At 71.9% G+C, this 13,251-nt stretch carries 12 protein-coding genes; 9 read left to right on the forward strand and 3 right to left on the reverse strand.

The window, feature by feature from the left end:
* Positions 1-12: 12 nt before the first annotated feature.
* Together ACNNMR_RS41795 and ACNNMR_RS41800 are read left to right on the forward strand one after the other, a co-directional pair.
* Positions 13-933 (forward strand): ABC transporter ATP-binding protein, encoded by a 921-nt coding sequence (locus tag ACNNMR_RS41795; RefSeq protein WP_420000653.1) that lies wholly within the window; start codon positions 13-15, stop codon positions 931-933.
* Complete coding sequence (locus tag ACNNMR_RS41800) at positions 926-1,594, forward strand: ABC transporter ATP-binding protein (protein ID WP_419999978.1); 669 nt, start codon at positions 926-928, stop codon at positions 1,592-1,594. The genes ACNNMR_RS41795 and ACNNMR_RS41800 overlap by 8 nt, the downstream gene beginning before the upstream one ends.
* On the opposite strand, the gene ACNNMR_RS41805 is transcribed toward ACNNMR_RS41800, so the two are convergent.
* The gene (locus tag ACNNMR_RS41805) at positions 1,541-2,440 is read right to left on the reverse strand and encodes an AraC family transcriptional regulator (RefSeq protein ID WP_419999979.1); all 900 of its coding nucleotides are present in this window, start codon (positions 2,438-2,440) and stop codon (positions 1,541-1,543) included. The two genes, ACNNMR_RS41800 and ACNNMR_RS41805, sit on opposite strands and share 54 nt — an antisense overlap.
* A gap of 108 nt (positions 2,441-2,548) precedes the next feature.
* Here ACNNMR_RS41805 and ACNNMR_RS41810 point away from each other — a divergent pair, with 108 nt between their 5' ends.
* Positions 2,549-3,388, forward strand: coding sequence for a phytanoyl-CoA dioxygenase family protein (locus ACNNMR_RS41810; RefSeq protein WP_419999980.1), 840 nt, complete (start codon positions 2,549-2,551; stop codon positions 3,386-3,388).
* 5 nt (positions 3,389-3,393) lie between these two features.
* Here the strand turns inward: ACNNMR_RS41810 and ACNNMR_RS41815 are convergent, their stop codons facing one another.
* Positions 3,394-5,475, reverse strand: a complete 2,082-nt coding sequence (locus tag ACNNMR_RS41815) for a glycogen debranching N-terminal domain-containing protein (RefSeq protein ID WP_419999981.1) — start codon at positions 5,473-5,475, stop codon at positions 3,394-3,396.
* A gap of 133 nt (positions 5,476-5,608) precedes the next feature.
* On the opposite strand from ACNNMR_RS41815, the gene ACNNMR_RS41820 reads away from it, so the two are divergent.
* Genes ACNNMR_RS41820 through ACNNMR_RS41845 form a run of 6 tightly spaced genes read left to right on the forward strand, consistent with a single transcriptional unit; the run spans position 5,609 to position 12,131 of the window.
* Positions 5,609-6,673 carry a LacI family DNA-binding transcriptional regulator gene (locus ACNNMR_RS41820; protein WP_419999982.1) on the forward strand — a complete coding sequence of 355 codons (1,065 nt, stop codon included), beginning with the start codon at positions 5,609-5,611 and terminating at the stop codon, positions 6,671-6,673.
* A 38-nt stretch (positions 6,674-6,711) separates the two neighbouring features.
* Entirely contained in the window at positions 6,712-7,953 is a 1,242-nt protein-coding gene (locus ACNNMR_RS41825) for a sugar ABC transporter substrate-binding protein (RefSeq protein WP_419999983.1), read from the forward strand.
* Positions 7,950-8,984, forward strand: a complete 1,035-nt coding sequence (locus ACNNMR_RS41830) for a carbohydrate ABC transporter permease (protein ID WP_419999984.1) — start codon at positions 7,950-7,952, stop codon at positions 8,982-8,984. Before ACNNMR_RS41825 ends, ACNNMR_RS41830 begins: the two co-directional genes overlap by 4 nt.
* Positions 8,981-9,859 (forward strand): carbohydrate ABC transporter permease, encoded by an 879-nt coding sequence (locus ACNNMR_RS41835; RefSeq protein WP_419999985.1) that lies wholly within the window; start codon positions 8,981-8,983, stop codon positions 9,857-9,859. Before ACNNMR_RS41830 ends, ACNNMR_RS41835 begins: the two co-directional genes overlap by 4 nt.
* A 17-nt stretch (positions 9,860-9,876) precedes the next feature.
* Positions 9,877-11,652, forward strand: coding sequence for a WD40 repeat domain-containing serine/threonine protein kinase (locus ACNNMR_RS41840; RefSeq protein ID WP_419999986.1), 1,776 nt, complete (start codon positions 9,877-9,879; stop codon positions 11,650-11,652).
* A 38-nt stretch (positions 11,653-11,690) separates the two neighbouring features.
* Positions 11,691-12,131, forward strand: a complete 441-nt coding sequence (locus ACNNMR_RS41845) for an OsmC family protein (RefSeq protein ID WP_419999987.1) — start codon at positions 11,691-11,693, stop codon at positions 12,129-12,131.
* A gap of 9 nt (positions 12,132-12,140) precedes the next feature.
* Here ACNNMR_RS41845 and ACNNMR_RS41850 read toward each other — a convergent pair whose 3' ends face one another.
* Entirely contained in the window at positions 12,141-13,190 is a 1,050-nt protein-coding gene (locus ACNNMR_RS41850; RefSeq protein ID WP_419999988.1) for a LacI family DNA-binding transcriptional regulator, read from the reverse strand.
* Positions 13,191-13,251 lie beyond the last annotated feature (61 nt).

Genomic DNA, 13,251 nt, shown 5'->3' on the forward strand with positions numbered 1-13,251 from the left:
GTCCGCTTCCGCATGCCCGGCGGCCGCCACATCGCGGCCGTCAGCGACGTGTCGTTCGACCTGGCGGCGGGGGAGTGCCTCGCGCTCGTCGGGGAGAGCGGCTGCGGCAAGTCGGTCCTCGCCTCGGCGCTCCTGGGATTGCTGCCCGCGAACGCCGAAACAGCAGGCGCCGCGACCCTCGACGACGGCCGCGGCGCTCCGGTAGAGCTGCTCGGGGCGAGCGAGCAGGACCTGGCTCGAACGGTCCGGGGCCGCCGCATCGGCTTGATACCGCAGTCCCCGGCCGCGCACCTGACCCCGGTGCGTACGGTCAGGTCCCAGCTCGCAGAATCCATCCGGGAGCTGACCGACACCTCCAGGGCCGACCTGCCCGCGGCCACCGAAGCGGCCGCTGCCCGCGCCCACTTCCCCACGGCGCACCTGGAGAGCTATCCGCACGAGCTCTCCGGCGGCCTCGCCCAGCGCGCCGCTACGGCCCTCGCCCTGGTCAGCGGCGCCCCTCTGCTGCTCGCCGACGAACCGACCACCGGCCTCGACCGGGACCTGGTCGACGCCACCGCCGACGAGCTGCGCCGCCACGTCGACGGCGGCCACACGCTGCTGATCATCACCCACGACCTCGCCGCGGCGGAGCGCATCGCCGACCGGGTGGCGGTGATGTACGCGGGCCGCATCGCCGAAACCGCCCCCGCGGACGCCTTCTTCAAGGGGTCAGGCCCCCGGCACCCGTACGCCCACGCCCTCCTCGAGGCGCTGCCGGAACGCGCCTTCACGCCCATCCCCGGCCTGCCGCCGGAGCTGGACAGCCTCCCGCCGGGCTGCGCCTTCGCGCCGCGCTGCCCGTACGCCACGGAGGCCTGCGAGGTCCTGCCGCCGACCCGCGACGGTGCCGCCTGCCACCACACCCTCGACCCGGAGCCAAGCCGTGGCTGACGCCGCCCTCGAACTGACCCGCATCACCGCGGGCTACGACCCCCGCAGTCCTGTCGTCCGCGACGCGTCGCTCACGCTGACCACCGGCGAATCGGTCGCCCTGCTCGGCCCCAGCGGCTGCGGCAAGTCCACCCTCGCCCGCATCGCCGCCCTCCTCCACCGCCCCGACAGCGGCGAAGTGCACCTCGACGGCACCCCGATCCGCCGCTGGCGCCACCGCGCGGACCGAGCCCACCGCACGGCGATCGGCGTCGTCTTCCAGCAGCCCCGCCTGTCCGCCGACCCGCGCCTCACCCTCCACGCCACGATCGCGGAGCCCCTCCGCGCGACGGGCCGCAAGCCGGAGATCGAGGCGCGCCTGGCGGAACTCGCCCCGGTAGTCGGCCTCACCCCCGAGCTCCTCACCCGCCGCCCTCACGAGGTGAGCGACGGCCAGCTCCAACGCGCCTGCCTCGCCCGCGCCCTCGTCCTGAAGCCCCGCATCCTCATCTGCGACGAAATGACGGCGATGCTGGACGCCTCCACGACAGCCGCCCTGGTAACAGCCGTCGAGGACTACCGCACCGCCACGGGCGCCACCCTCCTGGCGGTCGGCCACGACAAGCCACTACTGACCCGCTGGTGCGACCGCACCGTCACCTTCGACGACCTCATCGGCTGATCGCCCCAAGTGAGACGCCCGGTACTGGGTCGGCCGCAGTCCTTTCAGTTCCTTGAAGCGGCGGTTGAAGTTGGAGAGGTTCTGGTAGCCGCTGCGCGTTGCGACCTCGGTGACGGGGAGGGCGGTGTCCGTCAGCAGTGTGCAGGCCGTTTCGATGCGGAGCTGGTTGACGTAGTCCGTGAGCGTACGACCCATGGCGCGGCGGAAGAAGCGGCTGAAGGAGGTGGGGGACATGTGGACCAGGGCTGCCACCGCCGTCTGGTCCACGGGCTGGGTGTGGGTCTGTCGCAGGTGCCGGCAGACGGCGTCGATGCGTTCCCGGACCGCGGGGGAAGGGGCAGGGGCGTAGCCGGGGCCGGTGATCGCGGTGGCGGTGGCGTCGCTGGTGAGGTGTTGCAGGGCGGTGAGGAGGGCCACCGTCTGGGCGGCCGGCGGGAGGCGGGGGAGATCCGCAAGGAGGCGTGCCACCTCCCCTGACACCCGGCCGAAGTGCAGCCCGCGGACGGAGTGCGCGAGCAGCCCGGCCAGGGGGCGGAATTGCGGCAGGCCGAAGAAGTCCGGGCCCAGGAAGTCGTGCCGGAATTGCGCGACCGCCGCCTCGGCCATGCCCTCGTACGGCTCGGACGCGAAAGTGTGCGGCAGGTCGGGGCCCAGCAGCACCAGGTCCCCCGGCTCGTAGCGCTCCACGGTGGTACCCACATAGCGGGTGCCCGAGCCCTCGGTGATCAGCGTCAGCTCGTACTCGCGGTGGAAGTGCCAGGCGAAGTCGAAGGACTCCTGGCGGCGGATGAAGCAGCTGAAGGTGGTGCCGTCCGGCACGCCCGGCTGCTCGAAGCGCGGCTTCACGACGCCACCCTAGTCCGTGACGGCGCCTCGTCCAGTGTGGCAACTGCGTACCGGAAGTGGGCAATCGTGGCGTGGTGAGGGACGTTCGCGGACTGCGACGGTGGTGCCATGACCGCAATCCCGGAAGCACCCGTCGCCGAGCTCGACACCCCGTACGAGGGCCTCGCCGCGACCGCGCCCGCCGACTTCAACCGCGACGGCTTCATCCACCTCTCCGGCGTGCTGTCGCCGGAGACCGTGGCGGCATACGAGCCGACGATCACGGCCGAGGTGATCCGGCTCAACACGCAGCAGCTGCCGCTCGCCGAACGGGACACGTACGGCAAGGCATTCCTCCAGGTGACCAACCTGTGGCGGGAGAACGAGCGGGTCAGGCAGCTGGCCTTCTCCGCCCGCCTGGCCGGCATCGCCGCCCGCCTCCTCGGCGTCCACGCGGTGCGGCTCTACCACGACCAGGCCCTGTACAAGGAGCCGGGCGGCGGCATCACCCCCTGGCACGCCGACCAGTACTACTGGCCGCTGTCCTCCGACCGCTGCCTCACCCTCTGGCTGCCGCTCCAGGACACCCCGCTCGCCATGGGCCCCCTGGCCTTCGCCCGCGGAAGCCACAATTTCGCCTACGGCCGCGACCTGCCGATCTCCGACGAGTCCGAGGCGCGGCTGCGAGCGGCCGTCGCCGAACAGGACTTCGCGGACGTGACCCGCCCCTTCGCCCTCGGCGACGCCAGCTTCCACCGCGGCTGGACCTTCCACCACGCGGGCCCCAACAGGGGTACGGTGCCGCGCCGCGTCATGACCGTCATCTACATGGACGCCGACATCAGAGTCGCCGAGCCCACCAACGACAACCAGATCGCCGACCGCGGCTGGATGCCGGGCGCGGAGGTGGGCCAGGTCCCGGACACGCCGCTGAACCCCGTCCTGTACGGCGGCAGCGGGGCAGTCTGACTCTGCTAGCCGCGGCGCTGCACGGTGAGTCCGGCCGCCGCCACCACGTCGGCGGCGCCGTCCGCCGCCACCGTGAACTCCAGCGGCCGGCCGCCGGCTTCGAGCCCCACGACGTGCAACGGGCGGAGGTCCCGCGGCACCTGAGCGGCCACCGTCAGCGTGCCGCCCGGGACGTCGGCCGACAGGCCGAGCAGCGACTGCAGCACGAGCACCGCGGATGCGGCCGCCCAGGCCTGCGGCCGGCAGGACGCGGGGTACGGGACCGGGCGGGCCCCGGCGTCCGTGCCGTACCCGGCGAAGAGCTCCGGCAGCCGCCCGTCGAAGCCGCCCGCCGCGCGGATCAGCCCGGTCGCCAGCGATGCGGCCGTCCCGGGGTGGCCTGCGCGGGTGAGGCCGTGCACGGCGATCGCCGTATCGTGCGGCCAGATCGAACCGATGTGATAGCCCAGCGGGTTGTAGCCGCCGGAGTCGCTGCTGAGCGTCCGCAGCCCGAAGCCCGCGTCGAGGTCAGGGCCCGCGAGTCGCTTGGCCAGCAGCGCGCTCTCGTCCTGGTCCAGCAGGCCGGTGCCGAGGAGATGGCCGAAGGCGGAGGTGACCGAGTCGACCCGGCGCTTCTCCCGGTCCAGGGCGACGGCCGGGTACGGGCCGTGGTCGTCCTCGGCCCAGAAGGCGCTGCGGAAGCGGGACTTCAGCCGCGCCGCCCACTCCTCCCACCCGTCGGCCCCCGGCCGGCCGAAGGCGCGCAGCAGCGAGGCGCCGCCGCGGGCGGCCTCGTACGCGTACGCCTGCACCTCGCACAGCGCGATCGGCGGCTCGGCGAGCCGGCCGTCGCGGAAGCGGATGGCGTCGCCGGAGTCCTTCCAGCCCTGGTTCGCCAGGCCCCGGCCGGTCACGTCGACGTACTCCAGGAAGCCGTCGCCGTCCGCGTCGCCGTGGTCGCGCATCCAGGCCAGGGCGGCCTCGGCATACGGAAGCAGGCGCTCGACCTCGGCCGGGTCCAGGCCCCAGCGCCAGGCGTCGTGCAGCAGCGTCACCCACAGCGGGGTGGCGTCCACGGTGCCGAAGTACACCGGTGGCGTGTCGAGCCGGTGCTGCGGCAGCCGCAGGCCCGCGCGGCGGACCTCGTGCAGGATCTTGCCGGGCTGCTCCTGGGTGCGTGGGTCGGTGGCCGTGCCCTGCCGGCGGGCCAGCACGCGCAGGGTGGACGCGGCCAGGTCGGTCCCCAGGGGCAGCAGCATGCGGGCCGCCCACAGCGAGTCGCGGCCGAAGAGGGTCGCGAACCAGGGGGCGCCGGCCGCGAGGAAGACGTCCTGCGGCCGGTCCGGGTCGGCGAGCAGCAGCCGCCGCAGGTCGGCGTGCGACACGCGTAGCCAGTCGTCGAACCGGCGGTCGGCGCTGCGCAGTTGCGGGGTGCGCCACGGCGCCGACTCGGCGATGGGGGCCGGGAAGGGCTCGCCCTCCGCGTCCTCGGCCGTGCACACCAGCTCCGCCGTCCAGCTCTCGCCCGGGGGCAGCGCGATGTCGTAGTGCAGCCTGCCGTGCTCCGGACCGGCCTCAATGCCCGTGGGCGCGGGCGTGCTCGCCAGTCGTACGGACACGGTGTCGCCGATCCACAGCAGCGCCGCGCCGGTGGCGATCTCCACCTTCGCGGGCACCGGTGCCACGGGCGTGCCGGACTTGACCTGCTCCATGGACGCCAGGTCGGTGGCGGCGGCGACGGTGAGGCGGATCAGTGCCGGTATCCGGCCGGAGTTGACCACCCGCAGCGACTCCGTCAGGCGCCCGGGCGCGGTGGTACGGCGCCGCTCCAGCACCACCGCAGGGTCCGCGGTCGACTCCGCGACGCCGCGCAGCACCGTACGGAAAAGGGCCCGGTCCGCGCCCTCCGACCCGCCCGCGACCGGCGCGGCCGGGACGCGGTCGGCGCTGATCTCCAGGCGGGCGAGGGCGCGGCGTTCGCCGTGGTAGAAGCCGTCCGCGCCGTCGCGCAGCTGCCCGTCGGGGCGGGAGGCGGTGAAGCTCGGCGCATGCAGGGTGATGCAGCTGTCGTGCAGAAAAGGCTGCAGCGCCGAGGTCTTGACACTCATGTCGAACAGGGCCCAATCTCTGAGGCATTGGAGCGTTCCAAGGACTGTAGATGCAGTTCATCCGGTCAGCAATCCTCTTTGATCGCTCCAACTGACCGAATTTTGAGGCAATAAGCCGAGGAGACACAGAGCGATGGCGCAGACACCAGGTCAGCGGTCCGGGGCGGCCGGCAGCGTGACGCTCGCGATGGTCGCCCGCCGCGCCGGCGTCTCCCCGCAGACCGTCTCCAACGCCATTAACGCGCCCGACCTGCTGCGCCGCGACACCCTCGAGCGGGTACGGCAGGCCATCGACGCCCTCGGCTACCGCCCGCACCGCGCCGCCCAGACGCTGCGCACCCGCTCCAGCAAGCTCATCGGCTACGGCATCCAGCCCGTCGAGCCGGGCACCACCTCGCCGGTGATGGACCGCTTCCTGCACGCCCTGTCCGAGACCGCGGACGAGTCCGGACACCGCATCCTGCTGTTCGCCGCGCCCGAGGGACCGAAGGTGCTGGAGGCCTACCAGGAGCTGCTGGACACGTACAGCGTCGACGGGTTCGTACTCAGCGCCACCGGCCACGGCGACCCGCGCCAGGCCTGGCTGGACAAGCGCGGCGTGCCGTTCGCCGCCTTCGGCCGCATGTGGTCGGGCCGGCAGATCGGCGACTGGGTCGACGTGGACGGCGCCGCGGGCACGGACGCCGCGGTTGAGCACCTGGTCGCCCAGGGCCACCGGAAGATCGCCTTCCTCGGCTGGCCGCGCGGCTCCGGCGCCGGCGACGACCGCGCCGCCGGCTGGAAGCGCGCCATGCGGCGGCACGGCCTGCCGGTCCGTGGACGGCGTGCCGAGAGCCTCGACAATGTGGACCTGGCCCGCGCCGCCGTCGGCCCCCTCCTCGACGCCGGCGCCACCGCCGTCGTCACCGCCAGCGACACCCTCGCCGTCGGCTGCTACCGCGCGGTCGCCGAACGGGGCCGCACCCCCGGCGCCGACGTCGCGGTCACCGGCTTCGACGACACCCCGGCCGCCGGCCTGCTCACCCCGCCGCTCACCAGCGTGGCCCAGCCTCTCGACGCCGCCGGGCGGGAGTGCATGCGGCTGCTGCTGGCCCGCATCGCCGACCCGGCGCGCGCGCCCGAGCGACCGCTGCTCGCCCCTGAACTCGTCGTCCGGGACTCGTCGCCGACCCACGGCGACGCGGCCGACAAGAACTGAAGCATCCTCCCCCGAGCCGCATCATCACGGAGACCCTCATGAAGAAGCGCACCCCCATAGCTGCCCTGGCCGGCTGCGCCGTCCTCCTCGCGGCCGGCTGCTCCTCCGGCTTCGACGAGGGCGACACCGCCCAAGAGGACGGCGGCAAGCAGAAGCTGACCGTGCTGATCGCCTCCTCCGGCACCGCCGAGACACAGGCGGTGAAGAAGGCGGTCGCCGGATACGCCGAGAAGTCGGGCAACACGGTCACCGTGCAAACAGCCAAGGACATGAACCAGCAGCTGGGCCAGGCCTTCGCGGGCGGCAATCCGCCGGACGTCTTCTACGTCAACTCCGACCAGTTCGCCAACTATGCCGCCGGCGGCTCGCTGTACCCGTACGCCGGGAAGATCCACGACGTCGACGACTTCCCGCGGACGCTGCGCCAGTCCTTCACGTACGACGGCAAGCCCATGTGCGTACCAAAGGACGCGGGCTCGCTCGCGCTGGCCATCAACACCGAGCTCTGGAAGGACGCGGGGCTGACCGCGAAGGACTACCCCAAGACCTGGGCGCAGCTGGAGTCGGCGGCGAAGAAGCTCACCAAGGGCAAGGTCACCGGGCTGGTCACCAGCGAGGAGTACCAGCGGCTCGGCGCCTTCATGAAGGAGTCCGGCGGCTGGCTCACCAACGCCGGGCAGACGAAGATGACCGCCGATTCCGACGAGAATCTGCGAGCGCTCCGATTCGTCAAGAAGGGCCTGAACGCGGGCTGGTGGAAGTACGCCAAGAACGTCGACTCCCTCAATGCGGGTGAGGCCTTCGGGCAGGGCAAGGCCGCCATGACCATCGAGGGCAGCTGGCTGGCCGGGCAGATGAAGAACGACTTCCCGGACACCGGCTACCGGCTCGCGGCCATGCCCGAGGGCCCGGGCGGCAAGGGGAACCTCGCCTTCACCACCTGCTGGGGCGTCGCGCAGAAGTCCAAGCACCGCGCGGCCGCCGTCGACCTCGTCCAGCACCTCGCCGAGCCGAAGCAGCAGCTCGCCATGGGCGAGGGCTTCGGCGCCATCCCGGCCCGCGCCTCCGCCGCCGAGGACTACTTCGCGAAGCACCCCGACCGGGAGCCGTGGACGCCGGTCGGCGACGGCATCCAGGGCCCGGTGACGGTCAAGGGCATGGACAAGGTCACCGGTCAGCTCAACAGCGATCTGCTGGGGCTGAAGACCGCCGACCCGCAGAAGATCCTCGCCGACCTGCAGCGCAACGGGGAGCCGGTGATCGAAGAGAGCGCCAAGTGAGGCTGCGGGCGTCCGGCATCCGCGGTCGCGAGGGGCCCTGGGGCTGGCTGTTCGTCAGCCCCATGGTCGCCGTGCTCGGGCTGTTCATGGCGCTGCCGATCGTGATGGCGCTGTGGGTGTCGCTGCTGGACTGGGACGGGCAGTCGAACCCGTTCACCGGCGGCAAGGCGGCCTTCGTCGGCCTGGACAACTATCGCTCGCTGATCACCGAAGACGGCCTGGACCGCACCCTGTTCGCGACCTCGCTGCGCAACAACGCCTTCTATGTGCTGCTCGCCGTGCCGCTGGCCACCGGCGTCTCGCTGGCCCTCGCGATGATCGTGAACCAGCGGCTGCTGCGCGGCCGCGGAGCGCTGCGCACCGGCTTCTACTTCCCGTCCGTCACCTCCTCCATCGCCGTCTCCACCGTCTTCCTCTTCCTCTTCCAGGGCAGCGGCGCGGTCAACAGCCTCCTGTCCTGGGTCGGCATCAAAGGCCCCAACTGGCTCAACGACCCGCGCGGCGTGGTGTGGGTGCTGCTCGGCGGCCTCGGCCTGGTCGACCCGGCGCATCCGCCGGGCGCGGGCGCGAGCGTGATGGGCCTGCCGATGAGCGAGTGGCTCGCCGGACCCTCGGTGGCGCTGCTGACCATGATCCTGATGACCACGTGGACCACCTCGGGCACCTTCATGCTCATCTTCCTGGCCGCGCTGCAGAACGTGCCGCGGGAGCTGGAGGAGGCCGCCGCCCTGGACGGCGTGAACCGGCGCCAGCTGCTGCGGCACGTCACGCTGCCGGCGATCCGCCCGGTGCTCTTCCTGGTCCTCACCCTGGCGCTGATCGGCAGCTGGCAGGTCTTCGACATGGTGTACGTGATGAGCCAGGGCTCGCCCTCCAACACCACGCTCACCCCGGCCTACCTCTCGTACAAATCCGCCTTCGACAACGCCGACTTCGGTCAGGGCGCGGCCATCGCCTTCATCCTCTTCGCGCTGATCCTGGCGCTCGTCGGGCTGCAGCGGTGGCTGCTGCGCGAGCGGAGGCACGCATGACCGGTCCCGTCGAGCAGCCGGTGCTGGGGCGCTTCCCGCGCCCGGCCCGCGTCCTCGGCTACGCGCTGGTCGCCGGGCTCGCGCTGCTGTATCTGCTGCCGTTCGTGCTGCAGGTGGCGAACAGCTTCAAGACCGAGGCGGACGCCTCCGGCAACCCGCTGGGGCTGTGTCCGACGACTCCCACCACGGCCGCGTACCAACGGCTCTTCGGCCTCAGCGAGTCGGACAGCGTGCCGTTCCTGCGCTGGCTGTCGAACTCGGTCGTCGTGACCGTCCTGGTCACCGGCGGCCGGGTGCTCTTCGACTCCATGGCGGGGTACGCGCTGGCGCGGCTGCGGTTCCGCGGCCGGGTGCTGCTCACGGGATTCATCATCGGGGTGATGGCCGTGCCCGGGATCGTGCTGCTGATCCCGAAGTTCCTGGTGCTCAACACCTTCGGCATGTTCGACACGTACTCCGGCATGGTGGTGCCGCTGCTCGTGGACGCGGGCGGGATCTTCATCATGAAGCAGTTCTTCGAGACGCTGCCGCGCGAGGTGGAGGAGGCGGCGCGGATCGACGGGGCCGGGGTGGTGCGGACGTTCTGGTCGGTGGTGCTGCCGATGGCGCGGCCGGCGCTGATCACGCTGACGATCCTGTCCTTTCAGGGTTCGTGGAATGAGTTCACGCACTTCCTGGTCTCCACCCAGTCCGATCAGTACGAGACGCTGACCACGGGCCTCGCCCGCTTCGTGTCGGGCGGTCTCGGCGGCGGGAACCAGTTCCCGCTGAAGCTGGCGGCAGCGGCGCTGTCGACGATCCCCGTGGCGGTGCTGTTCTTCTGCTTCCAGCGGCAGTTCGTACGCGGTGCGAACGCCGGGTCCGTCAAGCAGTGAGCGCATAGTGTTGGGCCATGGAGCTCGCCGGGGTGACGCTGGGCGGCCGCTATGAGCTGAAGGAACTGCTGGGCCGCGGCGGCATGGGGGAGGTGTGGCTCGCCCGGGACCTGTCGCTGCTGCGGCGGGATGTGGCGGTCAAGGTGCTGTCGTCGCTGGGCGGTGCGAGCGCGGTGCGGCGCTTTCAGCGGGAGGCGGCGATCCTCGCCGGGCTGCAGCATCCCGGGATCACCGTGGTGCACGATGCCGGGGAGCACGACGGGTTCCTGTTCATCGTGATGGAGCTGCTGCGCGGCCGGGACCTGGGGCACGTGCTGGCGGAGCGCGGCGGGCCGCTGCCTGTCGAGCGGGCCGTGGACGTGGCGCGGCAGACCGCCGTGGCCCTGGCGGCGGCCCATGGGCGCGGCGTCGTACACCGCGACCTGAAGCCGGGGAATCTCTTCGTGCAGCCGGGCGACGAGATGAAGATCTGCGACTTCGGCATCGCGTTGACCGCCGATGCCTCGGCCGCGCTGACCACGGCGGGGAGTGTGCTGGGGACGCCGCTGTACATGGCACCGGAGCAGTGGCGGGGCACGGGCGTGGACGCTCGCGCCGACCTGTATTCGCTTGGCTGCATCCTGTACGAGATGCTCACGGGACGCGCGCCGTTCGCCGCGGCTGGGTCCGTATATGCCCTGCTTCACCAGCATGTGGAGGACGCTCCTGCCCCGCCGCGCGAGCTGCGCCCGGAGCTGCCGACGTACCTCGACGACCTGGTGCTCACCCTCCTCGCCAAGGACCCCGCGGCACGCCCCGACGCGCGGGTGGTGGCGCACGAACTGGCCGGCGTACAGGCCGATGAACGCTCCTCCAGCGGGCCGCCGGCCGAGTCCGCCACCCCACGGAGATCGCGTGGCCGGGGCCCACGCCTCGAGCCGTCCTTCACCTTGTCCGGCCACCGCCGCAATGTGTCCTCCCTCGACTTCAGCCCCGACGGCGGCACCCTGGCCAGCGGCAGCTGGGACAAGTTCGTACGCCTGTGGGATCCGCGCACCGGCGAACCGAAACCCCCGCTGCCCATGGGCAGCACGATGCCGGCGGCCGTCGCCTTCAGCGGGGACGGCAGCACCATTGCCACCGGATGCGGGAAGAACATCGTGCTATGGGATGCGGCGAGCCGTGAGCAGCGCCTGACCGTGAAGTACACGGGCTGGGTGACGGGGGTGCACTGTGTGGCATTCAGCCCTGACGGCGCCGTCCTGGCCACCGGCGGCAGCGGCGGGATCAGGCTGTGGGACGCGCGTACGGGAGCGCCTGGACACGTGATGAAGTGGGGCAGCGGGTCGGTGAGCGCCATGGCGTTCAGCCCGGACGGCCGCGATATCGTGGGCGGCGGCGACTCGCGGACGACGCGGCTGTGGCACGTACCCACGGGCCAGCAGCGCTGGAAGCTGACCAGGAACCCGTATACGAGTCTCGTCTTCAGCCCGGACGGGGAGACGCTGGCCACCGCCCCCGGCGACCAGGCCGTGCACCTCAAGAACGCCCGTACCGGCGAGGACCTGCGGCTGCTGGAGGGACAGCCGGAGGGAAGGACCGCCATGGCCTTCGCCCCGGACGGCCACACCCTCGCGACGGGCGGCTACGACGGCGTGATCTGCCTCTGGGACCCGGCCACCGGCGACCAGCGCCTCGCGCTCGACGGCCACACCGGCCCGATCCACACCCTGGCGTTCAGCCCGGACGGCCGTACGCTGGCCAGCGGGGGAGTGGACCGAGTGATCAGACTCTGGGACGTACTGATCGAATAGGCGCGGAGTCGACCGGACTCGACAGTACTGTCGTCGTCATGACAGCCAACTCCGACTCCCTGCGCTCCGTCACCGTCGAACGCACCGCCCCCGGCGAATTCACCGCCACCAACGCCCGCGGCGACAAACTCAGCTTCGCCACCGGCTCCGCCCCCGGCTTCACCCCGGTCGAGCTCCTGCTCGCCGCGATCGGCGGCTGCACCGCGGCCGACGTGGACGTCGCCACGACCCGCCACGCGGAACCGACCGAATTCACGGTCGCGGTCACCGGCAACAAGGTCGAAGACGACCAAGGCAACCGCATGACCGACCTCCAGGCCACCTTCACAGTCACCTTCCCCGCCGGCGAAACAGGCGACCGCGCCCGCACCATCCTCCCCCGCGCCATCAAAACCTCCCACGACCGCCTCTGCACGGTAAGCCGCACCATCGAAACAGGCACCCCGGTCACGACGTCCGTCACGCCGGACAGTCAGTAGGGCGATCTGTCACGCCGACTCGCGGACCACCAGGCTGGGTTCGAAGATCACCGAGGAAGGTCTGGCGGCCGGCGCGTCGAGGGCGGCCACCAGCATGCGGACCATTTCGCCCGCCATGTCCTCGACCGGCTGGCGGATGGTGGTGAGGGTGGGGCGGGTGGCTGTGGCGGCGCTGCTGTCGTCGAAGCCGATTACGGCTACGTCGGTGGGGATGTGCTTGCCGTGTTGCTGGAGTACGTGGAGGGCGCCCTGGGCCATGAGGTCGTTGGCGGCGAAGACGCCGTCCAGGTCCGGGTGTTCGCGGAGGAGGCGGGTCATTGCCTCCTCGCCGCTTTCCCTGGTGAAGTTGCCTTCGGCGCAGGGGAGGTACGGGTGGCCGCGGCGTTCCATGGCCTCGCGTAGGCCGGCGAAGCGTTCCTGGCCCGCCAGGACGTCCAGGGGGCCGGAGATCGTTGCCACCCGCTCGCAGCCGCGGGCTATCAGGTGTTCGGCGGCCAGGCGGGCGCCGTCGCGGTGGGCCAGGTCTACGTAGCTGGCCGGGACCGGGCGGGCCGGGCGGGCGAAGAGGACCGTCGGGACGCCGGCGGATGTCAGCATGCCGGGAAGCAGGTCCTCGCCGTGCGTGGAGACCAGCAGAGCGCCGTCCGCCATGCCCTGGCGCAGGCGGTCCACCACCTCTGCGCGTGCCTCGGCGGATTCCGCGAGCATGAGCAGCGGGTGCATGCCGTACGGGCGCAGCGCGCCGATGGCGCCGTCCACGACGCGGCCGAAGAAGGGGTCGGAGAGGACCTGGCGGCGGTACGCCCCCTCGCCGTCACCATCGGTGTCGTCGCCCTCGTCCCCCGCCCCCGAAATCACCAGCGCCACCGCTCCCGTGCGCCGCGTCACCAGCGACCGCGCCGCGCTGTTCGGCACGTACCCCGTGCTCGCCACCGCCGAGCGGACCGCCTCCTGCAGCTCAGGGTCCACATTCCTGGTCCCGTTGAGCACGCGCGAGGCCGTGGCCCGGGACACTCCTGCTGCCCGGGCCACGTCCTCAAGGGTCGGCGGTCTGGCCATGTGCGCCGTTATAGCACGCTCGGAAATCGCTCTCCAAGGCCGCCCGGACCCGCCCCACTCC

The sequence above is a fragment of the Streptomyces boninensis genome (genome assembly GCF_048572725.1).
GTDB lineage: Bacteria > Actinomycetota > Actinomycetes > Streptomycetales > Streptomycetaceae > Streptomyces > Streptomyces boninensis.